Source organism: Terribacillus saccharophilus, assembly GCF_002272075.1.
Lineage (GTDB): Bacteria > Bacillota > Bacilli > Bacillales > Amphibacillaceae > Terribacillus > Terribacillus saccharophilus_A.
The window spans coordinates 1-23,507 of record NZ_NPBJ01000026.1 but is presented as its reverse complement, the minus strand read 5'-3'; the positions used below and the strand labels follow the sequence as shown (position 1 = coordinate 23,507).

Sequence of the window (23,507 nt, the reverse complement as noted above, 5' to 3'; positions counted from 1 at the left end):
TTTTTGTTATCTTGTTTGACCGTTGCCTTTCATAACGTACTTGTACGTCGTTAATGCCGGCAAGCCCATCGGTCCGCGGGCATGAAGCTTTTGTGTTGAAATACCGATCTCAGCTCCGAAACCTAATGCATGACCATCTGTGAAACGCGTCGATGCATTATGATAAAGCGCTGCTGCATCAACAGCTTTCATAAATTTGTTTACTGCTTCGCCATCTTCAGAAATGATTGCCTCTGAATGCTTTGTACCATAACGGTCGATGTGGTCAATGGCTTCCTCTACTGAATCAACGACACGTACTGCAACGTCCAGGCCCAAGTATTCATTTGCCCAATCCGCTTCTGTTGCAGGTTTGCAGTCTGGTAAAAGCTGTACTGCAATGTCATCTCCATGTGTTTGAATACCATTTTCCTGCAACGCTTGTACTAATGCATCCTTGTTTGTCTCCAGCCATTTCCGGTGAACAATCAATGTTTCCAATGCGTTGCAAACTGCCGGACGATCCGTTTTGGCATTCAGGAATGTGGAGATAGCCATATCAACTTGTGCTGTATTATCCACGTACATATGGCAGTTCCCTACACCTGTTTCCAAGACTGGAACAGTTGCAGAATCAACGACGGCTTGGATGAGTGATGCACCCCCGCGAGGAATAAGCACATCGATATGCTCCTTCATCGTAAAGAGCTTTGCCGTCTCCTTCCGATCAGTCGATTGGATAAGCTGAACCGCCTCCGCAGGAACTTTTGTCTGCTGGAGTGCTTTTTTGATGACCTCTACGATTGCTGTATTCGTATGAATCGCAGATGATCCGCCTTTCAAGACGATCGCATTACCTGACTTGAGCGCCAGACCCGTTGCATCTGCTGTTACATTAGGACGAGCTTCATAAATCATTCCGATAACGCCTAGCGGCACCGTAATACGGCTAACATGCAAGCCATTTTCCAGTGTCCATTCGCTGACCACGTGATCAGTTGGATCCTCAAGCTCAACTACTTCCTTCAACCCACTTGCAAAATCCTCGATACGTTCGCGGTTAAGCTTCAAGCGATCAAGAAAAGCAGCATCGAACCCTTTTGCTTCCCCTGCTTGCATATCTTTATCATTCGCAGTCAGAATGACTTCATAATCCTTTTCCAATTGCGCCGCAACTGCAACTAGTGCCTCATTTCTTTCTGCTGTTGTCAGGAGTGAAAGCTGCTTAGCTGCTGATTTCGCTGCAATGGCTTGCTCCTCGACTGTTACTACTTCCTTTATATGCTCCACAGTATTCCTCCTTCTGTCATCGAATTGGTACAGTATGCTCTAGTTCACAAACAAACGCTTCCTGATCGACTATCGTCTCTTCTATATTCCTTACCGGACTCGCCAATGCCTGCCAAAGTTCGGACGCAGCTTGATTCACGATACCCAGACCGATTCGAGCTCCTGTTTCATCCAGAATGCGCACGACGTCACCTTTTTTGAAATTGCCCTTGATGGTGCTGATATTCTGGAATTCAACTGAATGTGGTGTCTGGTCATCTCTCTTCAAGATGATTTCACCTACTGGTCCGGAATTGAAGGCAATCCACTGTTTCTTACGATTCAAGTAATCCATATCCTGGTCCGCTTCGAAGTACGTTCCATCTGCTTCACCCAACACAGAACTATAGATGATATCTTCTTCTGTTGCATCGCCAAGAAAACCTTTAATACCAGATGCCATCGCAATCTTGAATGCATCCAGCTTGGACTTCATGCCGCCGGTTCCGACTGCACTTCCAGCATCACCTGCAGCAGCCTCTATTTCTGGCGTGATGGCTTTCACCAGCTCGATGCGTGTTGCATCCGGGTTCTTGACTGGATTATCCGTATACAAACCGTCAATATCAGAAAGGACAGCCAGGAAATCTGCACCGACCAATCCGGCAACCTTTGCCGAAAGTGTGTCATTATCTCCAAAGCGCAGCCTATCGACTGTCACTGTATCGTTTTCATTTATGATCGGGATGATGCCACGATCAACTAATACATTTATCGTATTTCTAACATTATTATAGCGGGTTTCGTCCGAGAAGTCGCCACGTGTAATCAAAATTTGCGACGCTACATAACCATGGGACAGGAACAAATCCGAGTAGGCTTCCATCAGCAAGCCCTGCCCGATAGATGCAGCAGCTTGCTTTTCCGGCAGGGACTTCGGTCGTTCCAGAAACCCGAGCTTGCGATAACCGGCTGCCACAGCTCCCGATGATACAAGCAATACCTCATAGCCATTGTCTTTCAGCTTTACGAGCTGCTCCACTAGTTTCTCAAGCTTCTTACGGCTGATTTCTCCATGCAGGCTGGTCAATGAACTGCTTCCGATCTTGACGACAATACGTTTCGGTTCTGTTGCTTGAATAGAAATGATAACGTCCTCCAGTTTTCATTTTTTCACTATCATGCGTTAGCGTGTCAAAAGCTGTTTTTTAAGCTCCTCACTGATTTCGTTGGATCGTTCCGCTGCAGAAAGAATCGCTTTTGTCATCGCTTCTCCTGCTCCAGCATCATTCAGTGCTTCAAGTCCGGCAGCAGTTGTTCCATTTGGAGAGGTTACTTTCTTCCGCAGAATAGCCGGCTCTTCTTCCGTTTCCACTAGCATTCTGGCCGCTCCCAGCATCGTTTGCGTTCCGATCTTTCTTGCTGTTTCACGGTCAATGCCTGCAGCTACACCTGTTTCCTCAAAGTGCTCCATCAGCTTATAGAAATAGGCAGGTCCACTGCCAGCCATTCCTGTGAAGACATCCATCTGCTCTTCTGCAATTACAAATGACTCACCAAATGTATTGACCAGTTCGCTAATCAACGTAAGCTGATCGGCGGATACATGGGTACCAGGTGCAATAGCCGTCGCTGATTCACCAATGGTACTGGATGTGTTAGGCATAATACGAACAACGGGTTGGTTTTCCGGCAGATAATGCTCAATCTGTTCATTCTGGATGCCTGCAGCTACCGATATGACCAGCTGTCTTTCCTGAACCTTATCTTTCAAATCGATTAATGCAGCGGTTATGTCCTTTGGTTTCATCGCGAGTATGATGACATCCATACTGCCCCAATTCACCTCAGCCTGAGGAATACCGGTAATAGTGTAGCGCTCCTGCAGCTCATACAGACGCTCCGAATTTGTTCGATTCGTCACATATATCTGCACGTTATGCAAGCTATCACACCCGTTCATCCCGGCTATCATTCCTTCTGCCATCGATCCTGCTCCGACATACAAAATCCGTTTGTTAATTAAGATACCTAATCGCTCCTTTTGAGAATTAATTTCGTTCCTTGTTAACAGTTATCTATGCTAACACTATAGGATACTATGTCAAGGAATGTCACAGCACCAAAGCCCGTCCCACCAACGTTTCAGCCCCATGAGCTAACGGATGAAAACGCTTTATAAATTATTATCCATCAAGTTCAAGGAATGGTCATAATATCCTCCATTTACCTACTTGTAAGGGGGTGAAAATTGTCCTAAGCTTAGGCTTGTACTACTTTGCCTATTATTACATTTACTATAGACGAAAAGGAGTTGTCCCTATATGGAGGCACAAAAAGAGCCGTCGGTGTCGAAGAAGAAACAACAGAAGCGTCGGTCACTTTATCAGTCTGTCTGGCGCTGGCATTTCTATGCAGGTCTTATTATCATGCCTTTCCTCATTATTCTGGCTATCACAGGCGGCGTTTACCTATTTAAACCCCAAATCGAAGCAGCCCTTTATAAAGACTATTATGAAGTCACTCCGCAAACTACAGTCACAACTCCATCCGAGCAAATTAATACAGTGGAAGCTGTGAACCCGAATGCAGCAGTGACGTCGTATCGTCCAAGTGACAGTCCAGACCGTTCAGCAGAGGTTGGTATTACTGAAGACGGTAAAGCTTTTACCGTCTACGTTGACCCTTATGAAAATGTCATACTCGGTAAATTAGAAGATTCTTACAAACTCGTCAATGTATTTGAAAAGATTCATGGTGAGCTGTTAATGGGAACTGTCGGGGATCGTATTGTCGAGTGGGCTGCTTGCTGGGCACTAATTCTGATCATTACTGGTGTCTACCTGGGCTGGCCGAAGATGAAAGGTAAATCGAAAATCCGTGGAGTCCTGGTTCCTCGATTGAACAAAGGGAAAAAACTGCGGGCACGCGACTTGCACGTAGTACCTGCATTCTGGATTTCATTAGGTCTGCTGTTCCTGATACTCACTGGTCTTCCTTGGTCAGGTTTATGGGGAAACAATTTCCAGATACTTACTACAAATGCAGGTGTCGGCTATCCACCTTCTGTGTGGGTTGGTGATGCTCCAGCTTCTGATGTGAAAACGAAGGAAATTGCAGATGTTCCTTGGTCAGCGGAGAACCTACCAGTCCCTGTTTCTACAAATCAGCAATATACACAGCTATCAGTTGATGATGTTGTATCAATAGCCGAAGAAGAAGGTGTAAAGCCGGGCTACAATATCATGATTCCGCAAACGCAGGATGGTGTATTCACTTTGTCTGCTTTCCCGCCGAAAGCTCGTGATGAAGTGACGATGCACATTGATCAGTATACTGGTGCTGTTTTGGCAGATTATCGCTATGATAATTATAATACGCTTGGTAAGGTTATTGCTTATGGTATTACTATTCATAAAGGAACGGAATTCGGTATCTGGAATCAGATTATCGGTTTGCTTGTCTGTATCGGAATTGTCGGAATTGCTGTGAGCGGCTTTATACTGTGGCTCTCCCGAAAACCGGAAGGTAAGCTAGGGTCACCAAAAGCACCGTCCGACAAAGTTATGAAGGGTGTTATTGTATTGATGATCATTCTTGGCATCATCTTCCCGCTTGTCGGTATCTCGATTATCGTCGTCTGGCTGTTTGATCGGTTTGTCATCCCGAGAGTGCCTGCACTGAAGAGGTTCTTCAATGCGTAAGAAAGGAGAAAAGCAGATGCGATTCATTAAATTTACACCGTTGTTACTGACGTTCTTTCTCCTTGCTGCATGCTCTGCCGATCCTGAAGCAGCAGATCACTATGCCAAACGGGAAGAAGTTAACGTGAACATCGAAGCTCCTGAATCCATTGAAGCAGGTTCTGCTCCGAAAATTGACGTAAAGCTTACGCAAGATGGTAAGTCACTTGAACAGGAAGCAACCGTCAATTTTCTAATTTGGAAAGATGAAAACAAAGCAGATGCAGAAGAAATCCCCGCCTCATTGGATGCAGACGGAACATATCTCTTGGAATATACCTTCCCATCGGATGGCGTATATTTTGTAAAAGCAGATGTGACGGTCGATAATATTCATTTGATGCCGACGAAGCAAATTCGCGTTGGTGAATTGACTCAAGAAGAGATAGAAAAGATAAAACAGGAACAAGAACAGAAAAAACAGGATGATAGTGGAAGCCACCATCATCATTAACTAGGAAAAAGCCGTATTTCTCGAGAATACGGCTTTTTTAATTGGAAATTTCTGTTACGATAGAACAGTAGCTTATACTTATGATGAAATGGTGACAAGCATGCAAAAACTGCAAACATATCTAGAAAAATTCGATTATATCTATTTCTCACTTATCATACTGCTCGGACTGGTCAGCCTAGTCAGTTTATATCAAGTACAACTCCTGCAAGGAGAATATTTCGTCCTGCAGCAAGTCGTCTGGTATGTGATCGGTTTAGGCGGCTGTTTTGTCGTGTCTTATTTTCTCGATTTGGACATACTGAAGCGTTTATCACTTTTTGTTTATCTATTTTTCCTGCTGCTGTTAGTAGGTATCTTAATTGCACCTTCTAGCATCTCCAAGGAAATCAACAATGCATACGGCTGGTATACAATCGGCGGCTTTTCATTCCAGCCCGCTGAATCGATGAAAATCGGATTGATTCTGTATCTGGCTCAAGTAATCAGTAAAGGGACAGATAGCTCTCCTACGCTTAAAGAGGAAATGCTGCTTGTCGGCAAACTGACGGTTATCACATTAATCCCTGTTGCTGTCGTGATGCGATTTCCAGACTTTGGTAACGCGATGGTTTACCTTGCTATATACGGGGCGATGCTGCTTGTTTCCCGCGTCCGGATAAAAACAATACTAATTATTTTCTCTGTACCATTAACGATCATCCTTGCATTGACAATTACATACTTCGTTGCAACTGACTTCTTTCTTGATCGGATACTCGGTATGCTGCCAAGCTATCAGGCAAGCCGATTTTACGGCTGGCTGCAGCCAGAGAAATATACTATTTCCGGCTATCAGCTGAATCAATCGATCATGGCGATTGGATCTGGTAATGTGAGCGGCTATGAACACCTGCCTCATGTGCCATACGCCTATTCAGACCTGATATTCGCCGTCATCGGCGGTGTTTTCGGCTTCGTTGGAACAAGTATCATCCTGCTGCTTTACTTTATGCTCATTTATAAAATCGTCATGATTTCCCAGCGCTATCATGATTCCTTCGGTACTTTAATTGGTGCAGGAATTGCTGGTTTCCTGACATTTCAGATATTCCAAAATGTCGGAATGAGTATCGGATTAATGCCTGTCACTGGACTTGGACTGCCGCTTATCAGCTACGGAGGCAGTGCACTCGTTATTACACTCGCTTCTCTTGGATTGATCCTCAATATGCGTGTTAATACGATGACGTTTATGTTTGGTAACAAATAGCGTTTACTTCTGTGAACAGGTGCGGTATATTATATCGTAATTACTACTGTTAAGGTGAGTGTATGGAGCATAAAAACTACTTAGCGCTGGCCCTTCCGCTGACTCTATCGACGATTACAACGCCGCTGCTCGGTGTTGTTGATACGGCAGTTGTCGGCCAACTTTCCAATGCTTCTTATATTGGCGGAGTCGCCATCGGTACGATCATATTTAATACGATGTACTGGCTTTTCGGATTTCTTCGGGTGAGCACCTCTGGGTTTGCTGCTCAAGCATCTGCCAGTCTGGATAAAGAAAAACATGCAATGGCGCTAATGCGTCCTTTCCTGGTTGCTTTTATCGTCGGTATGCTATTCGTTCTCATACAACAGCCGATCCTGCACTACTCCCTCTCCTTTTTAGGAGCGAGTGATGCAGTGAATAGCAGTGCTTCGGCTTACTTCTCAATCCGGATTTGGGGTGCACCATTTGCGCTTGCCAACTATGTCATCCTTGGCTGGCTAATCGGCATGTCCTATATCAAAGCAACGCTTATTCTCCAAATAAGCACGAATGTACTGAATATTATCCTTTGTATTCTTTCCGTTCATGTGTGGGATTTGGGAGTGGCAGGTGTAGGTGCTTCTACGCTGATTGCAGAGATTTTCTCTTGTGTATTCGGCATTGTCCTGCTGCGAAAATATGCTGGAGGCATCTGGCAGCATCCATTCGTACAGATTTTACGACGCGCAGTCGATCCTAAACCGATGTGGCAGATGATGAAAGTCAACCGAGATTTATTCATCCGGACGATATGCCTGCTTATTGTCTTTAACCTATTTACAGCAAAGGGTGCTGCGTTTGGGGAAGATATGCTAGCAGCCAATGCCATTCTGATCCAGATTCACTATATGATGGCGTATTTCTTTGACGGGTTCGCTAATGCGTCTAGCATAGTGGCCGGTCGGGCGCTTGGGGAACGCAATGAAAAACTCTTTTCACAGTCTCTGCGCTTATCTCTGCAATGGGGACTTGGTATCGGGGGGACGCTTGCAATTCTGTTTCTTGCTGGTCAGAAGTGGATCTATCCGTTGTTCTCCGATCAGCAGCATATTATCGAGCTGACTGGTTCCTATGCTAACTGGCTTGTGCTGTTTCCGATTGTCGCCAGCCTTGGCCTTGTCTACTATGGTGTTTTCACCGGCGTGACGGAAGTTCGCTTTGTCCGTAACTCTATGATTTTTGCTGTCCTGCTTTATCTAGCCGCACTTTATGCTCTGCAGCCGCTTGGCAATCATGGACTATGGATTGCTTTCCTGCTGTTCAGTCTCGGGCGGTCCGTCTTTCTTATCATGTATGTACCAAAGCTGCGCCGGCTGTTCCAGCAGACGGCAGCAGCATAAGTCAGGCTTGATGGCCTCCGATTTTCGTACTGCGTTCAATTGTCATCCCAGCAGCTGTATGGCTGCTGGCGCGCAGGATGGCGGTCGTGCCGAAACGCGCACGAATCTGATCCATCGTCCGACTCAGATCCTTCTGCTTGCTTTTGTCCTCAAATAAGCTAAGCTGCGTTGCTTCTTCATCGTATAAATTGGTCAGGGAGACAGACACCCGTCTGACTTCGTGGCCTTTTTGGTAGTGCTCATGAAATAGTTCAAGGCAGAGCTTATACATATCCGTCGTCAGATTCGAAGGGCTCGTAAAGGAGCGGGACCGGCTGAAGCCGCCACCATGCTGACTGGCATATCCAACGGCCAGATGGACTGTATTGCCTTCCTTCCTATCTCGTCTTGCCCGTCTGCATGCCTCCTCACACAGCTCCAGAATGATGGTCGGAATTTCTTCTCCCCGATAATTACGCAGCAGTGTGATGCCGTGTCCGTAGCTTTTCTGTTCCTGCTTGACGAAATCACCGAGCACCTCGCTCTCATCGATTCCCCATGCATGCCAGTATAATTGCTCACCCATCACACCATACCGTTTCTTGAGTTGTTCCAAGGAAGTGTGAGCCAGGTGTCCAAGCGTAACAATACCCATTCGGTTCAAATTACGCTGCATGCGTCGTCCAATCCCCCAAATATCCTGTATCGGAACCGGCCATAATAAACGCGGCACATCCTGATAATGACAAATAGCAATACCAGTGCTCTGTTTCTTTGCATGAATATCCATCACAACCTTGGCCAGGAACTTGTTATCGCCGATTCCAATAGCTGCCGTAACGCCGAATTGCTCCAGTATGTCTGCCTGTAACTTAACCGCTGTCTCTTCCGCAGTTCCATGCAGCTTTTCCGTACCATCAAGTGTCACCCAGAATTCATCGACTGAATAAACGTGGATTGCTTCCATCGGGACATACTCATGCACAAGCTCAGTGATTGCCACCGAAACCTCCAAGTAATCCTTCATATGTGCTTCGGCAATAACGATTTCCGGATCTTCCGGCAACTCAAAATAACGGCTCACATTGCTGACGCCATGCTTCTTCTTTAATGCAGGGCTGGCAGCCAGCACGATACTCCCTGGCCGCTTCGTATCCCCGACCACCGCAAGCAGTGTTGTCATCGGATCAAGCCCGCGTTTCACACATTCCACACTTGCATAGAAGCTTCGCATATCCACACACAATACCTCATGCTGCTGAAATCCGCTGTAATCCATCTTCTCCACCTCCAAAGGGAACAAATGTTCTTACTTTAGATTACCCGATTTGAGCCAGTTATAGTAGCTGTAATTTTTGGATAGGGAGGAAAAACGATTAAAACCTCTTATAAAAGCGAGATCGCCTTACTAACATTTGGTAAAGTAGATATATAGAGGGGAATCATGCAGAGGTGATTCGTATGCGAGAATGGTTGACTATATATTATATTGCAGGAATCATAGCAGTTGCACAGCTTACTTATGATCTGGTTCTAGAGGGACAATTAATTGGTTTTATCTAGCTATATTAATTAGTCAGCTGGGTGCTATATATTCGGTGAAAAAGGAACAAAAAGAACAAGCAGCGCATTAACAGTACTTCTAAAAAATGAACTGCGTCCCAAAAATCAAAGTAACACTCAACTTTTGGGACGCAGAGAAGTAAACGGTTTTCCTAATGGTTTTACAATCCACATTAGTCTCATCAAGTAAAGAAATGTTGCAGCGTCGTCCTGATACCGGCTGCGTAAGGTGTTCCGCATACCTGACTATGCTTCTGTTTCGCCTCCTCTGTTGCATTAGCAACAAGGAAACCATTTCCTGCATATCGCAGCATTTCGAGGTCATTCCCGCTGTCTCCAAAAGCATAGATCTGCGATGGCTCCACCATGCAATGATTTGCCAAGAATTGGACGGCTGCTCGCTTTCCAGTCCTTAACGGAATGAAATCCACATCATATGCCCCGTCCGGATCTCCTGCCAGTGGGTTACATGCGTTCACATTCAAACCTACTTTAGCTGCAGCAGCTGCCTCCCTTATACGATTCATTGCATCAGCCAAATCATCTTCATTAGGAAAGTAATAGTAGTTCTTTTTATACGAACTCTGACCATGCATCGTCTGTGGCTGTAACGCTATTCCATCCAGGGAGAGCATATGAATCAAACCGTCTACAAGCTGATTGAATTCTTCTTGAACAGGTAAATGCTGTTTCCATTCGTGCATCTCCTTTAGTTCTCCATCAGCTGTTAATTGGTACAGTTCCGTTCCCAGATTGGCTGCAATGAAATGGGGCATATAAGTCAGATGTGCACGCTCCATTTTAGCAGCCAGGGCATTACAATCACTTCCGGTAACCCAAGCAATCTTCACATGATACTGCCTGGCAATCTGATCTAGATAAAGTTCCATAGCATGCAGATCCTCCAGCTGCCCTTTCTCACAAGCATGAGGAAAATAAGTCTCATCAAAATCAAAACAAATAAGTGCCTTTGTGCTGTCGGTACTATCGAAACATTTTTTCACACTCATTATTCAACCACCTCCCTTCCTACCATAAGAGATGGGAACGTTCCCAGGTCAACAAGAAAACGGATATGCTATGATAAAGCTACATTCAATGACCAAGGAGCTGGTTGAATGCCTACTATAAACGACATTGCAAAGCAATGCGGCGTTTCCAAAAGCACTGTCTCTCGTGTAATAAATGGGCATCCTTATGTATCTGAACAGAAGCGGCAGATGATCCTTTCTGCTATCGAGGAATCTGGATTCACTCCAAACAGCTTGGCTGTTCAATTTCGAAAGCGCAAGACTTCTGCCATAGGTATTCTCACACCTCAAGTCGATCATCCTTATTTCGCAGCACTAGTGCAATCATTATCGAATGCGTGTACAGCAAAAGGATGGAAACCCGTTATCTTTCAGACATTCGGTGATAAAAAACGTGAACTGGATGTATTCGCCAAGCTGAAACAGCGTGAACTGGACGCTATAATCGCAACTTCATCAGCACTGGAAGCTCCCCTTTTAGCCCGTTGCCTAGAAAACGGTCCAATACTTATTTGTAATGAGAAATATGAAATTGACGCAACTGTATGCAGTCTAGATGAAGAGAGTGCCGCCTATAAATTGACCATGCATATGCTGCAAACAGGAAAGAGGCGACTCTTATTCTGCCTCGACCACACCTCTCCATCCCAAGAAGCTAGATATATTGGTTTTCTAAATGCCTTAGCTGCAAGAAATCTAAAGGAAGGCGGGAAACGCATAGAAGGAATGGTATCAATTGAGGATGGTATTCGTTTGGGTACTGATTTATTTCATGATAAACAATTGCTGATAGATGGCATATTTGCTGGAAGTGACTTCGTTGCCGCTGGGATTCTGCATGCTGCCAAGCAGCATCAAATCGCTGTGCCAGAAAAGTGCGCAGTTACTGGGTTTGATAACCATCCTATCTCTCAGATCACCGATCCTCCGCTGACCACTTATGATAATGAGATAGAGGCCATGGCGCGAAAGACCGCAGAACAATTAGATATGCAGCTGTCTGGCAACTTTTATGTACCCAAACTATTTCAATGGCAAGGATATCTTGTACCGAGGCATTCCACATAAAAAAGACCCGTGCTCTCTGCACGGGTCATCTTATTATGCTTCAATCTTTTTAAAGAACTGTGGCAAATGCTCTTTATGAGCCTCCAACATTTCATCCATTATCTTTTTCGCAATCTCATCAGAAGGTACAAGTGGGTTGATTGTCATTGCAAGCAAAGCAGTGTTGTAATCACCTGTTACAGCTGCTTCAGCTCCAACACGCTCGAATGATTTGATTTGCTGCACAAGTCCGCGTACTGGAACTGGAAGGTCACCAATACCGATTGGTTTTGGTCCGTCTTTTGTGATGACACAGTTAATTTCAATGGCAGAGTCATTCGGAATGCTCTGGATAGCACCATTATTAATTGTGTTTACAGTCTGGATATCGCGTTTGTCGTTGTAGATGGAGTTGATCAGGCTGCAGGCTGCGTCACTGTAGTACGCACCGCCGCGCTTGGACAGCTGCTCCGGCTTATGTGCCAAATTAGGATCTTTGTAAAGCTCGAACAAATCGCGCTCCACACCTTGCACGACCTCGGCACGCGTACCTTCGTTATCTGCTTCCTCAAGCTCTGCTTCCAGCATCTGTGACGTTTTGTAATAGTAGCGATGGTATGGACACGGGATAGCTTTCAAACCTTTAATAAAGCTAGGTTCCCAGTCAAGATTTTTGATATTTCTCATTGTCATTTCTTTTTTATCATCACTTGTCATCTTGTCGAGCACGGTGTCGGTCACATTTTCTCCGTCCAAGTATACGTTCAAGCCGAATACCATGTGATTTAGCCCAGCAAAGTCGATGTGTACACGATCTCCATCAGCACCGAGCAGCTCCGCTACTTGCATTTTCATCATGATCGGTACATTACATAAGCCGACGACATTTTTGATATTAGAATAGCGAAGCACAGCTTCTGTTACCATGCCAGCTGGATTCGTGAAGTTTACGAGCCATGCATTCGGGCAAAGCTCCTCCATGTCTTTACAAATATCAAGGATAACTGGAATAGTACGCAGACCTTTGAACAATCCGCCTGGTCCGTTCGTTTCCTGTCCAATTACATTATATTTCAAAGGAATTCTTTCGTCCTTCGCACGTGCATCCAATAGTCCGACACGGAATTGCGTTGTAACGAAGTCTGCATCCTTCAAAGCTTCCCGGCGATCCAATGTCAAATGCACATCAATTGGCAAGCCTGCTTTTTCGACCATACGTTTTGCCATATTTCCTACAATCTCAAGCTTTTCTTTTCCTGCTTCTACATCAACAAGCCAAAGCTCCGTGATTGGCAATTCATCATAGCGTTTAATGAACCCTTCTACGATTTCCGGAGTATAGCTGGAACCGCCACCGATTGTAACGATCTTCAATTTTCCCATGATTAAAGCCTCCTATATGGTTACGTTTTGGATCTACAGCCATAGCTTAAATGCTGGAATGCATCCCAGGTCAAGCACAAATTCGTAAGGAATTTGTAAACAGGTCGTCCAAAGCTTACAAAACGTTCATTTTCCGCTAAAATAAAGGTAAGAAAGCGATTTCTAAAGAGGTGATGTACATGAGTAATATCAAGCAGATTGCACAGATGGCTGGCGTTTCCCGCAGCACTGTTTCACGTGTCCTCAATCACCATCCACACGTCCATGAAGATACTCGGCGTAAGGTCCAGCAAGTCATTGATAAGCTCGACTACATCCAAAACAGCAATGCAGTACAGCTGAAAAAAGGCAGAACCAATACAATTGGTGTCGTTTCTCCTTCCATCAGTCATTATTTCATGCAAATTGTTCAAGGTATCGCCGAAGCTGGCACCTCCTGCCATTATCAAACCTTACTTTACCAAACGAATGAGAAAGCCGATCAGGAATTACAGGCATTGGAAATGCTGCGTCAGAAGCGTCTCGACGGATTGATCATCCTGCGCTGCGGATTAGATTGGGAAAAGGTTGCCACCTATACAAAGTACGGTCCGATTATGACATGTGAGCCCCTGCAGCATCCAAAGATCCAATCTATATATATGAATCATTACGAAGGGTTCATGCTCGGGCTGGAGCATTTGATCGAGAAAGGCTACACCCGTATTGCCTGTACTATCGGAAGAGCCGAAAGCCGAAACAGCCTGGAACGGAAGAAGGCATTTGAAGATATATTGCAAACGCATAACCTTCCCGTCCATTCCGAATGGATCTTAGATGAGACATTCACTGTCGATGACGGACGCATAGCTCTTCAGAAGCTTCAAAACGGTAAAGATATGCCTGATGCTGTCATTCATGCAAGTGATTATGTTGCAGCTGGCATGGCAGCTGAAGCACGTGCGCAAGGAATCAGCATCCCCGATGAATTAGGATTAGTCGGCTTCGAGTCCGACCAAAGCGATGTAGCTGGGCTAATGGAGCTGACGCATGTCCGCAATCCGCTCAAGCAGATGGGGGACGAAGCATTCCGCCGCATGTATGCAGTGTTGACGAAAGTGCCTTATACAGCAGCAGATTTGTCCTTCTCTCTGACAGAACGTCTGTCTACTAGCAGAGGTGTGAAGCAAGTTCAAGTGTGATTAGGCTATCAAGAAGTTCTATATATGTATAATCGTTCCTTGTGCTAGGATAGTGGCACAGGGGGAATGAACATGTTGACTTTAAGGCGAACAGCCAATTATACGGTATGCGCTATCCATCTGGGTATACTCACTTTTTGGCTGGCAGCATGGGAGCAGCTTTTCACTATGACAGGTTTGGTAATTTGGGGAGGTTCTGCATTACTAGGAGCCTTATTTTTCATGATACGGAGACGTCAAAGCGAAAATATGCTGGATAGCAGTGATCGGATATTAGCTATATCCACCGTATTTATCGTAGTGCTCGCACTCGTTTCTGTGCTAATTGAATATACGGTCGCTTCCATGCCATGAGTAGTTAAATTAGCAACTATCACATTGGATGTTCAAGAAGCAGAAAAGGAATAGCTGATTAGCTACTCCTTTTCGCTGAAATCATTTATAAATCGGCGGTGGCTTCTGACCATCTTTTCCGGCAGTTCATCAAGCGGGAAAAAGGCCAGCTGCATAGATTCCGCTTCATCAAGCATTAATTCTCCATGATATTGACTTGTCTGGTAAACAATCGTCACATTATAAAATTCATCACCATTAGCAGCGACGGCAAAATTATCTTTACCGGAATACACATCGACCAGCTGCAGTTCCTCCACTGTCAGTCCTGTTTCTTCAAGGACTTCCCTGGCCGCTGTCTGTTCAGCTGATTCACCCAGTTCCATCAATCCGCCGGGCAAGCCCCATGTTTCGGGCGGGTGAATTCGTTTCTGTAAAAGGATATGCTGCTTTTCATCAAAAAGAAGGCATAACGCTCCGACTAAAATGACAGGCTGATGCCCGACGTACTTCCGAAGATTCTCCACATAGTTCACAAGCACATCCCCTTTCTCTCAACCAGTTTACCAAATCTTACATATAGCTGATAGAATTCTTTAATCTTAATATGATACAGTAACTATATCAGAACGAACTAGGAGTGATAATATGGAAAAAATCATGTTCATCCAAACCGGATTCGGTGTCGATGTTCACGGTCAGAACGTCACAAAGGCAGCAGTACGTGCAGTAGTCAATGCTATACATACAAACTCCATGCCTGGTATTACGAGTGTCCTGCCAGAAAACGATCTGCATAATATGAAGGTGAATGTCCGTTTGGCCGTTCCTGCGGATAAGGACAAGCTGGATATCGAGCAAGTTAAAGCCCGCATTCCATACGGAACTGTAACAGTAGAAGTAATTGATGGCGGTATGCTGACTACCAGTGCTATCTACTTGGAGGAGAAACAGGATAAAAACGACATGATGTATATCGTGAATGCCTCCGTCGAGACAGGATACTGATATGATCGAGCACAAGATCTATAATATGGTGATGATACATAATGAAGATCAGGTGCTTCTGTTAGACCGGCAGCATGATGACTTCAGCGGTTTCATCCCGCCCGGCGAGAAGGTTGATTTCCCTGAGAGCCTCACCGCAAGTGCCATTCGCGAAGTGAAGGAAGAGACAGGGCTGGACGTTTGGAATCTGGAGTATAAAGGTGTACAGCATTATGTGAATGAAAAACAGAATGTCCGTTATCTAATCTTCTATTATGTAACGTACTCCTTTTCCGGCACTCTGCTGACAAATTCCAGAGAAGGCAATCCAACGTGGATTCCGAAATGTAAAGCAATGGAACTACCGATGCAGGATGTAGTCCGTACTGTTTTTCCGTTATTCTTCCAAGAAGGTACATTTGAGCTGTTCCTGCATGCAGAATCTGAAGCTTCTGATTACGCGGAAGAAATACTGCGTACATAAATAAGGGGAAGCATTTCTACTTCCCCCCTTCTAATACTCAAAAATGCATTTATATCCGGTTATTGTAATTATATTTCTATTAAACAAGATAAACAGATAGGTCTATCAGCTCATTTTTCTAGTAAATGTAATATTTTCTAATCGCCTCTACTTTCCCAACTTTCCTCACCCTTCTACAAGTTTCCATATGTTTACGTTATTTTCCACTCTATTATTTCCCAACTTCTTTGCCAATCTTGTCGGATTATGTGAAGAAATCTCACGAAAACCGCATCATTTCAAGGTAAATACAGCTTTGCTTCCTTCCAAAGTACCATTGTAAATCTAGCAGACTAGTCGCTATACTACCCTTTAAGGAAAACTTTACCTACATATCTCATTTGTTTTCCGACTATTTAAACTATTAGCACAGGGAGAGTGACTTGCTTGAAGAAGAATAAATGGATGGCTTCTGCAATGGCAGCTGTTATCGGGTTTAGCACTTTTACATTATCATTTGTACCAGCGCAGGAAGCCGAAGCATCTACTGAAAAGGCACCAACTGTAACGTACTCGCCGAAAGTCGCACAAAGCGGCGGCCCTTTCGACAGTGCAATTGCCAATGAGGATAAATTGATTGAATTGCTGAAGGAAGAAGGCAAAATTAGTGAAGATGCTACTGAAGCTGAAGCTCAGGAAATATTGAACGCTTACCTCAAGGAACGGGAAGAAAAAAGCGCAGAAGCTGCTAAGCAGCCTCTGCCGGATGAGCTGAAAGAGGCTGCAATCGATGAGTCAGTGGTAAGTGACACGGATAAACAAAATGGCAATGCTGACAATGCAGCAAGTGCTTCCAAAGAGGCATCGAAGAAAGATAAAGGCAAGGATAAGGGAAAAGACAAGAAGAAAAATAAGAAAGTAGATAACGTGAAAGAAGAAGAGTATGACGGAGAAGTACGCGAAGACAAAGTTCTTGTCCTTGCAATTGACTTCCCTGATTACCAAAACAGCTCCATCACACCGGAAGAAACGGATATGTGGTATGAGGATTATACACATGATCACTTCCAGAACATGATCTTCGGTGAAGATGGCTATACTGGTCCGGATGGCCAGGAGTTCACTTCCATGAAGCAATACTATGAAGCGCAATCCGGCGGCAGCTATACTGTTGACGGGGAGATCGCCGGATGGTACACAGCAGATCATCCTGCAGCTTACTATGGTGCTAACGATCCTGCTCCAGACGGCAGTGATACAGCTGCAAGGGAATTGGTGTATGAAGCCCTGACGAAAGCTGGACAAGATCCTAACGTTGACTTGAGCGAATACGATCAATGGGATCGCGATGACTACGATGGTGATGGTGTTTACCATGAGCCGGATGGTATCATCGACCACTTAATGGTCATTCACGCAGGTGTCGGTGAGGAAGCTGGCGGCGGAAGCCTTGGCGGCGATGCAATCTGGTCTCACCGCTGGAATCTTGGCGGACTTGTGGCAGTCCCTGGCGGAAGCTCCACAAGTGACCGCTTTGACGGACAGCTTGCTGCTTATGACTATACAATCGAACCGGAAGATGGGGCTATGGGGGTATTCGCACATGAATACGGCCATGACCTAGGCTTGCCGGATGAGTATGATACAAATTATACCGGCCAAGGGGAAGCTGTTGCGTATTGGTCCATCATGGCAAGCGGAAGCTGGGCTGGTGATGTACCTGGAACAGAGCCATCTGGATTCAGTGCCTATGCGAAGGAATATCTGCAAAACGCGCATGGCGGCAACTGGCTGAGCGGTACGACGATCGAAGCAAAGGACTTGGATGGAGATAAAGTAGAACTGCTGCTGGATGAAGCTGTAACAAAAGGTACAAACAACGATGTAATTCGTGTAAACCTGCCAGATAAGGAAACAGAAGTAACTAAGCCTGCTAGCGGGACGTATGCTTACTTCAGCGGTAAAGGCAATAACGTTGATAACAGCATGACAACAACTGTTGATTTGACCAGTGCCTCTTCTGCTGAACTGACATTTAAAACTTGGTATGATATCGAACAAGATTGGGATTATGCTTCTGTCAAAGTGAACGGGGAAACTGTTCCTGGCAGCATTACGACTACAGAAAACCCGAACGACCAGAACCCAGGTGATGGTATTACCGGAACGTCTGACGGGTGGGTGGATGCTACTTTCGATTTAAGTGCCTACGCAGGGCAGGAAATCGAGCTTTCCTTGAACTATTGGACGGATGTAGCTGTAAACAACGCTGGATTCTACGTGGATGACATTCAAGTGACAGCTGATGGCAGCTCTGTCCTGACAGATGATGCAGAAGCTGACAGTGCTTTTGATCTATCTGGATTCGCTCAAGATAAAGGCGTCTCCCTTTCCGAGCACTACTACTTGCTCGAATGGCGCACACATAACGGCGTGGACGTCGGTCTTGACCGTATCCGCCGTGGTGACAGCTTAATGAGCTACAACACTGGTCTTCTAGTCTGGTACGTAGATAATTCGTATGACAACAACTGGACTGGCACACATCCGGGTGAAGGCTTCCTTGGCGTAGTGGATGCTGATCAGAAGGGGCTATACTGGAGTGATAAATCTGTCGCTTCCAGTCGTTATCAAATCCATGATGCAGCATTCAGCAAGGATAAGCCTGAGAAGATGTTCCTCGATTATCGTGCTACTAATGGCTTGACGCTGAAAGATAATCACACGAAGAGCTATGATAAGTTCAAGGATGATAAAACTTATTTGAATAAAGCTCTTCCCGACGCTGGACGTAAAGTTCCAGAGTATGGACTTGAGTTTGAGGTCAAAGAAGACAGCCCGGATGGTACAGTCGGTAAGATTGAAATTTCCCGCTAAGATTAATAGCAAAGAAGGAACCCGTTCATTTACGGGTTCCTTCTTTTTTTGGTATCAGCACTCGGAATATAGTGCCTTTGCCTTCTACACTCTCTACCTCTATTGTGCCGTGGTGTGCCTTGATAATAGAATGGCTGATAGAAAGACCAAGACCCGCACCGCCTTGCTGGCGTGCGCGTGAACTATCACTCCGGTAAAACCGGTCAAATACATGCGGCAGATGTGCTTTCGGGATACCGGATCCATTATCTTTCACAATTATTTCTGCAGCATGTTCTGTTTTACCGAGGATTATATCGATTTCTCCCTGTTCAGGATCTGTATGCTGTACTGCATTATAAAATAGATTCAATAGCACTTGTTTCAATTTATCTTTATCAGCAGCTACAATCAGTTGCTCATCCACCGAAAATTGTACATTCCTTCTGCCGGCAAGCATATCAAAATGCGGCATCATTTCCTCCAGTACAGTACTCACCTCCAGATCCTGCAGCTGCATATCCTCTGCCTGATCCAGCTTGGTGAGTAAAAGCAAATCTTCGACCAGCTTCTTGATACGCTTCGATTCCTTGAGCATGCTCTCAAGCGCCGGATAGAGCTGATCAGGGTTCTTCGCAGCTCCTCTTAATAACACTTCCAAAAAGCCGTGAATGGAAGTGAGCGGCGTGCGCAGTTCATGGGAAGCATCCGCAATGAACTGCTGCATTTGTTCTTTAGCTTCTCGTTCCGACTGGAAAGAGCTATCGATTCTTTCAACCATTTGGTTAAAAGCGATTGTAAGTCGTTTTATCTCGATTTGCTCGGAATCCTCTTCCATCCGTTCAGATAAATTCTCCGCATTCGTCCGCTCTACCCTCCGGATTATCCGGTGCAGCGGGTCGAGCGCTTTTTTAATCACTCGTGAGTAGAGCAGGATACCTGCAGCCAATGCCACGATAGCCAGCAGGAAAAATACCTGCAGCTGCCCTTTGATGACATCGTTGATTGATGCCGTCTCTGTCCCTGCCTGCAAATAACCGCTTGTGTCGCCGAACCGTCTATCAGCAACAATGACAACGAGCTGCTCTTTCCCATCAACATCCTCCATCACGATGTACCTGGCAGAATTATCATCTCTGCCGTTCATATACTTGCGAAGCTCTTTCCCATCCAAGCGCGGACTGGAAAGACCGTTTTCCTCTGATAAATCTGTATAGTTTCCTGACGTATCGATTCTGGCTAAGGAACGATCGAAAAGAAATGGCTGATGCATATCATTATTTTGTTCAAGCAGTGCTGGCGGAAGCGAATGCAGCTGTGACTGCATGGCATCTGCTTCATTCTGGTATAGGAAATCTTTCATCAAGAAGTATTGCAGGATACCGACGACTGTCAGGATAATGGCAAGAATAAGACAGGATAAAGCAACAATCTGCTTATTTAAGGTTCTTGGCTTTAATTTGCGTAATCGCTTCATCTGACATCCAGGCGATAGCCTGCCCCCCGGATTGTGCGAATCAGCTGCCGATCTTTATCGTGGAGTTTTTCACGTAAAGAGCGTATATACACTTCTACAATGTTTTCTTCTCCTCCAAATGCATATCCCCACACTTTATCAAGGATAAGCGCCTTGCTCAGTACAATTCCTTGATTCATAGCAAGATATTTTAACAGCTCATACTCTGTCGGAGAAAGCTGCAGCAGCTCTTCCTTCAAGTAAACTTCTTTACGGCGATCATCTATTCGTAAAGGGCCTGCTACAAGTGAATCACCCAGTTCCGGAAATTGATTGCGTAGCCGTGCCTGCATTCTGGCGAGCAGTTCTTCAAAACTGAACGGTTTGACCAAGTAATCGTCTGCGCCGCCATTTAGTCCTTTGATACGATCATCCACTTGATCCCGCGCTGTTAACATAATGATAGATAGTTTCCGGCCTTTCTTTTTCAGCATCCGGCACACTTCAAATCCATCCATCCCTGGCATCATGACATCTAATATGACAATATGAGGCTCGAAATGATCTGCTTTGGCAATAGCTTGCATCCCATCAGCCGCATTTTCAACAATATAGCCTTCATTTTGCAACCCCAGCATCAGGAACTGTGTGATTGTCTGTTCATCATCGACGACTAATACTTTTATGTTTTCCATCCTGTCATCCATTCTTCTTTTTTCTTTATTATGGAACAATTACCTGAAAACCAGCTGAAGATTCCCGATTTTTTCACTTTCAGCAAATCTTCAGCTAGCTTTCATGTGTGCTTCAGCACGCGCCCCCATACTTGCAATTAGTCAAAGCGGGCGTGGCTCAGAAGCATTATAGCATGTCCGGAAAAAGTGAAGGAGATGGCAGAATGAATTTCTTGAAACGTGCTTTCTGGAGCATGAAAGCAAAAAAAGGAAAGACTTTATTACAATTGGTAATTTTCACCGTCATCTGTGTGTTCGTCCTATCAGGACTTACAATTCAGTCAGCAGCCAAAGCATCTAGTGAATTGGCAAGACAAGAGCTAGGAGGTTCTGTTACCCTGCAGGTTGACCGGGAAGCAGCCATGGAGAAGCAGCAGAGTGAGCAAAGTGAGTCAGACGGACCACCACAGTTCACCAGCACACCAATCAGTCTGGATGACGCAGAGTCTATCTCAGCTTTAGACCATGTGAAGAGCTACAACTACATCGTTTCAGCTTCTGCTAATGCGGGAGACTTCGATATTATCGAAAGCAGCACATCCACAGATAGCAGTGACACCGAAAGCGAACAAGCTCCTGGCGGTGACCAAGGCCGGGGCGGTATGGTACAAGCCGATCTTACTGTAAATGGGACGCTAACCAGTGAGGAAGCAGAAAGCTTCAGTGATGGCGAAGCAGAAATCGTAGACGGACGAGGCATCGAAGAATCGGATGCCGGCACTAATGTTGCGGTCATCGAGCAAACACTTGCAGAGGAAAATGATTTAGCAGTTGGAGATACAATCAATATCAGCTCAGCTAGTGATGAAGATACGACACAAGAACTGGAGATCGTCGGTATTTATGAAACAAGTTCAGCAGGAAGCGACCAAGCGATGAACTTCTCCTTCCTGAATCCATATAACACGATTTATGTTCCATATACAGCGGCTAACACGTTAAAAGGTGAGGACTACACAGATACTGTTGAATCTGTTACCTATCAAATGGACGATGCAGAAAACATCGATGCATTTATTGCCGCAGCAGAGAAAACGGATGTCGACTTCGACGTGTATCAGCTGGCTGCAAACGATGATCTTTACCAGCAGATGGTAGGACCAATCGAAAATGTTGCTTCCTTTGCTAAAAATATCGTTTACCTTGTAACCATTGCCGGTGCGATCATCCTAGCATTGATCGTTATGCTTTCCATTCGTGAACGTAAATATGAGATGGGTGTACTGATGGCAATTGGGGAAAAGAAATGGAAGCTAGCAGGACAGTTCATTACAGAAATTGTTGTGATTGCCATTGTTGCAGTCGGATTGTCTTCTATATTTGGAAATCCAATTGCGAACGTACTAGGGAATCAGCTATTAGATCAACAAACAACAGCATCTGCTGAGACTGCATCTACATCTGTGCAGCAAGGTCCTGGCGGTGGTGGCGGTCCAATGGGCGGCGGTGGCCCAGGACAAGCTGTGTCTGATGCGTTCAGTCAGCCAAGTGAAGCAATCAGCAGTTTGAATATTAATGTGACTTGGGAAAACATCTTGATACTTGGCGGTATCGGATTGGCTGTGGCCATCATTGCAGCGCTTATCCCATCCATCTCAATCCTTCGTCTTCAGCCGAAAAACATTTTAACTAAACAAGAATAGAAAGCAGGGGTTAAATATGACAGCACCATTATTGGCATTCAAAAACGTTGGCTATTGGTACACGGATAAACAAAATCCTTTATTTCAATCTGTGAATATCGATTTTCATAAAAATACATTCTATACGATCACCGGTACATCTGGATCAGGCAAGACCACCTTCCTGTCTTTGGCAGGAGGGCTGGACAAAGCCAAGGAAGGAGACATTGAATATGACGGGAAATCGATCCGTAAAATGGGACTTGGTAATTTCCGCCACGATTATGTCTCAATCATTTTCCAGTCTTATAATCTGATTCCGTACATGACAGCTTATCAAAATATTGCTTCGGCAATGGCCATCACCGGGAAAAAAGTAGAGAACCAGGAAGATTACATCTTAAAAATGCTGGCAAAGGTCGGCATCTCCGAAGAGCAAGCTAAACAGCGTGTTCTGACACTTAGCGGCGGGCAGCAGCAGCGAGTGGCCATTACACGGGCTTTCTGCTGTGACACCGATCTGATCGTAGCGGACGAGCCTACTGGTAACTTGGACGATAAGACTTCCAAGGAGATTGTAAAGCTCTTCACCGACCTCGCTCACCAGGAGAACAAATGCGTCATCATGGTTACCCATGATCCGCAAATAGCAGCTCAATCAGATGTGACGATCCAGCTATCCAACGGCAGCTTCCGTATGCTGCAGCATGTATAAACAAAACGAGGCTGGGTCAAAAATGTTTTAGCCATATAAAAAACCGAACTATATTGTAAATCTTCATAAAAAGATTTG

The 23,507-nt window shown here is 45.1% G+C and carries 21 protein-coding genes; 12 read left to right on the top strand and 9 right to left on the bottom strand.

The features are described from left to right. Positions 1-6 precede the first annotated feature (6 nt). Genes CHH48_RS13690 through proC form a run of 3 tightly spaced genes read right to left on the bottom strand, consistent with a single transcriptional unit; the run spans position 7 to position 3,304 of the window. On the bottom strand, positions 7-1,269 hold the full coding sequence (locus CHH48_RS13690; RefSeq protein ID WP_095219713.1) for a glutamate-5-semialdehyde dehydrogenase: 1,263 nt from the start codon (positions 1,267-1,269) through the stop codon (positions 7-9). 16 nt (positions 1,270-1,285) lie between these two features. Further along, the gene (proB, locus tag CHH48_RS13685; protein ID WP_095219712.1) at positions 1,286-2,389 is read right to left on the bottom strand and encodes a glutamate 5-kinase; all 1,104 of its coding nucleotides are present in this window, start codon (positions 2,387-2,389) and stop codon (positions 1,286-1,288) included. 45 nt (positions 2,390-2,434) lie between these two features. Continuing rightward, complete coding sequence (gene proC, locus CHH48_RS13680; protein WP_255212176.1) at positions 2,435-3,304, bottom strand: pyrroline-5-carboxylate reductase; 870 nt, start codon at positions 3,302-3,304, stop codon at positions 2,435-2,437. 268 nt (positions 3,305-3,572) lie between these two features. Between proC and CHH48_RS13675 the strand changes: the two genes are divergently transcribed. From CHH48_RS13675 to CHH48_RS13660, 4 genes are all read left to right on the top strand, one after another. Beyond that, positions 3,573-4,952 (top strand): PepSY-associated TM helix domain-containing protein, encoded by a 1,380-nt coding sequence (locus CHH48_RS13675; RefSeq protein ID WP_095219710.1) that lies wholly within the window; start codon positions 3,573-3,575, stop codon positions 4,950-4,952. Beyond that, positions 4,945-5,445, top strand: a complete 501-nt coding sequence (locus CHH48_RS13670; protein ID WP_095219709.1) for a FixH family protein — start codon at positions 4,945-4,947, stop codon at positions 5,443-5,445. Before CHH48_RS13675 ends, CHH48_RS13670 begins: the two co-directional genes overlap by 8 nt. Before the next feature lie 100 nt (positions 5,446-5,545). Next, positions 5,546-6,697, top strand: a complete 1,152-nt coding sequence (locus tag CHH48_RS13665) for an FtsW/RodA/SpoVE family cell cycle protein (RefSeq protein ID WP_176466450.1) — start codon at positions 5,546-5,548, stop codon at positions 6,695-6,697. Positions 6,698-6,759: 62 nt separating this feature from the next. Beyond that, on the top strand, positions 6,760-8,079 hold the full coding sequence (locus CHH48_RS13660) for an MATE family efflux transporter (protein WP_095219707.1): 1,320 nt from the start codon (positions 6,760-6,762) through the stop codon (positions 8,077-8,079). A 1-nt stretch (position 8,080) separates the two neighbouring features. Here CHH48_RS13660 and CHH48_RS13655 read toward each other — a convergent pair whose 3' ends face one another. Continuing rightward, positions 8,081-9,337 (bottom strand): DNA polymerase IV, encoded by a 1,257-nt coding sequence (locus CHH48_RS13655; RefSeq protein ID WP_095219706.1) that lies wholly within the window; start codon positions 9,335-9,337, stop codon positions 8,081-8,083. A 466-nt stretch (positions 9,338-9,803) separates the two neighbouring features. Next, a complete protein-coding gene (locus tag CHH48_RS13650; protein ID WP_095219705.1) occupies positions 9,804-10,631 on the bottom strand; it encodes an HAD-IIB family hydrolase in 828 nt (275 codons plus the stop codon). A 108-nt stretch (positions 10,632-10,739) separates the two neighbouring features. Between CHH48_RS13650 and CHH48_RS13645 the strand changes: the two genes are divergently transcribed. Then, positions 10,740-11,720, top strand: coding sequence for a LacI family DNA-binding transcriptional regulator (locus CHH48_RS13645; RefSeq protein ID WP_095219704.1), 981 nt, complete (start codon positions 10,740-10,742; stop codon positions 11,718-11,720). 33 nt (positions 11,721-11,753) lie between these two features. Here the strand turns inward: CHH48_RS13645 and CHH48_RS13640 are convergent, their stop codons facing one another. Next, the gene (locus CHH48_RS13640) at positions 11,754-13,082 is read right to left on the bottom strand and encodes a 6-phospho-beta-glucosidase (RefSeq protein ID WP_095219703.1); all 1,329 of its coding nucleotides are present in this window, start codon (positions 13,080-13,082) and stop codon (positions 11,754-11,756) included. 179 nt (positions 13,083-13,261) lie between these two features. Between CHH48_RS13640 and CHH48_RS13635 the strand changes: the two genes are divergently transcribed. Both CHH48_RS13635 and CHH48_RS13630 read left to right on the top strand, forming a co-directional pair. Further along, positions 13,262-14,263, top strand: coding sequence for a LacI family DNA-binding transcriptional regulator (locus CHH48_RS13635; protein WP_176466449.1), 1,002 nt, complete (start codon positions 13,262-13,264; stop codon positions 14,261-14,263). A gap of 72 nt (positions 14,264-14,335) precedes the next feature. Next, on the top strand, positions 14,336-14,617 hold the full coding sequence (locus CHH48_RS13630; RefSeq protein WP_095219701.1) for a hypothetical protein: 282 nt from the start codon (positions 14,336-14,338) through the stop codon (positions 14,615-14,617). A gap of 62 nt (positions 14,618-14,679) precedes the next feature. On the opposite strand, the gene CHH48_RS13625 is transcribed toward CHH48_RS13630, so the two are convergent. Then, on the bottom strand, positions 14,680-15,132 hold the full coding sequence (locus tag CHH48_RS13625) for an NUDIX hydrolase (protein WP_095219700.1): 453 nt from the start codon (positions 15,130-15,132) through the stop codon (positions 14,680-14,682). Between the two features lie 112 nt (positions 15,133-15,244). Between CHH48_RS13625 and CHH48_RS13620 the strand changes: the two genes are divergently transcribed. From CHH48_RS13620 to CHH48_RS13610, 3 genes are all read left to right on the top strand, one after another. Next, positions 15,245-15,604, top strand: a complete 360-nt coding sequence (locus CHH48_RS13620; protein ID WP_095219699.1) for a Lin0512 family protein — start codon at positions 15,245-15,247, stop codon at positions 15,602-15,604. A gap of 1 nt (position 15,605) precedes the next feature. Then, positions 15,606-16,067, top strand: coding sequence for an 8-oxo-dGTP diphosphatase (locus tag CHH48_RS13615; protein WP_245840387.1), 462 nt, complete (start codon positions 15,606-15,608; stop codon positions 16,065-16,067). Positions 16,068-16,511: 444 nt separating this feature from the next. Further along, positions 16,512-18,923: an immune inhibitor A domain-containing protein gene (locus CHH48_RS13610; protein ID WP_428848888.1), complete on the top strand. Its 2,412-nt coding sequence runs from the start codon at positions 16,512-16,514 to the stop codon at positions 18,921-18,923. Positions 18,924-18,948: 25 nt separating this feature from the next. On the opposite strand, the gene CHH48_RS13605 is transcribed toward CHH48_RS13610, so the two are convergent. Together CHH48_RS13605 and CHH48_RS13600 are read right to left on the bottom strand one after the other, a co-directional pair. After that, positions 18,949-20,379: a sensor histidine kinase gene (locus tag CHH48_RS13605; protein ID WP_095219696.1), complete on the bottom strand. Its 1,431-nt coding sequence runs from the start codon at positions 20,377-20,379 to the stop codon at positions 18,949-18,951. Next, positions 20,376-21,053 (bottom strand): response regulator transcription factor, encoded by a 678-nt coding sequence (locus CHH48_RS13600; RefSeq protein WP_217903025.1) that lies wholly within the window; start codon positions 21,051-21,053, stop codon positions 20,376-20,378. The genes CHH48_RS13605 and CHH48_RS13600 overlap by 4 nt, the downstream gene beginning before the upstream one ends. Before the next feature lie 203 nt (positions 21,054-21,256). On the opposite strand from CHH48_RS13600, the gene CHH48_RS13595 reads away from it, so the two are divergent. Together CHH48_RS13595 and CHH48_RS13590 are read left to right on the top strand one after the other, a co-directional pair. After that, positions 21,257-22,735, top strand: coding sequence for an ABC transporter permease (locus CHH48_RS13595; RefSeq protein WP_095219714.1), 1,479 nt, complete (start codon positions 21,257-21,259; stop codon positions 22,733-22,735). A 16-nt stretch (positions 22,736-22,751) separates the two neighbouring features. Continuing rightward, complete coding sequence (locus tag CHH48_RS13590; RefSeq protein ID WP_095219694.1) at positions 22,752-23,429, top strand: ABC transporter ATP-binding protein; 678 nt, start codon at positions 22,752-22,754, stop codon at positions 23,427-23,429. Positions 23,430-23,507 lie beyond the last annotated feature (78 nt).

Excerpts from the sequence above, each read along its gene's own strand:
- CHH48_RS13675 (WP_095219710.1), top strand. The coding sequence starts at position 3,573 with ATGGAGGCACAAAAAGAGCCGTCGGTGTCGAAGAAGAAACAACAGAAG.
- CHH48_RS13670 (WP_095219709.1), top strand. The coding sequence starts at position 4,945 with ATGCGTAAGAAAGGAGAAAAGCAGATGCGATTCATTAAATTTACACCG.
- CHH48_RS13665 (WP_176466450.1), top strand. The coding sequence starts at position 5,546 with ATGCAAAAACTGCAAACATATCTAGAAAAATTCGATTATATCTATTTC.
- CHH48_RS13660 (WP_095219707.1), top strand. The coding sequence starts at position 6,760 with ATGGAGCATAAAAACTACTTAGCGCTGGCCCTTCCGCTGACTCTATCG.
- CHH48_RS13655 (WP_095219706.1), bottom strand. The coding sequence starts at position 9,337 with ATGGATTACAGCGGATTTCAGCAGCATGAGGTATTGTGTGTGGATATG.
- CHH48_RS13650 (WP_095219705.1), bottom strand. The coding sequence starts at position 10,631 with ATGAGTGTGAAAAAATGTTTCGATAGTACCGACAGCACAAAGGCACTT.
- CHH48_RS13645 (WP_095219704.1), top strand. The coding sequence starts at position 10,740 with ATGCCTACTATAAACGACATTGCAAAGCAATGCGGCGTTTCCAAAAGC.
- CHH48_RS13640 (WP_095219703.1), bottom strand. The coding sequence starts at position 13,082 with ATGGGAAAATTGAAGATCGTTACAATCGGTGGCGGTTCCAGCTATACT.
- CHH48_RS13635 (WP_176466449.1), top strand. The coding sequence starts at position 13,262 with ATGAGTAATATCAAGCAGATTGCACAGATGGCTGGCGTTTCCCGCAGC.
- CHH48_RS13630 (WP_095219701.1), top strand. The coding sequence starts at position 14,336 with ATGTTGACTTTAAGGCGAACAGCCAATTATACGGTATGCGCTATCCAT.
- CHH48_RS13620 (WP_095219699.1), top strand. The coding sequence starts at position 15,245 with ATGGAAAAAATCATGTTCATCCAAACCGGATTCGGTGTCGATGTTCAC.
- CHH48_RS13615 (WP_245840387.1), top strand. The coding sequence starts at position 15,606 with ATGATCGAGCACAAGATCTATAATATGGTGATGATACATAATGAAGAT.
- CHH48_RS13610 (WP_428848888.1), top strand. The coding sequence starts at position 16,512 with ATGGCTTCTGCAATGGCAGCTGTTATCGGGTTTAGCACTTTTACATTA.
- CHH48_RS13605 (WP_095219696.1), bottom strand. The coding sequence starts at position 20,379 with ATGAAGCGATTACGCAAATTAAAGCCAAGAACCTTAAATAAGCAGATT.
- CHH48_RS13600 (WP_217903025.1), bottom strand. The coding sequence starts at position 21,053 with ATGGAAAACATAAAAGTATTAGTCGTCGATGATGAACAGACAATCACA.
- CHH48_RS13595 (WP_095219714.1), top strand. The coding sequence starts at position 21,257 with ATGAATTTCTTGAAACGTGCTTTCTGGAGCATGAAAGCAAAAAAAGGA.
- CHH48_RS13590 (WP_095219694.1), top strand. The coding sequence starts at position 22,752 with ATGACAGCACCATTATTGGCATTCAAAAACGTTGGCTATTGGTACACG.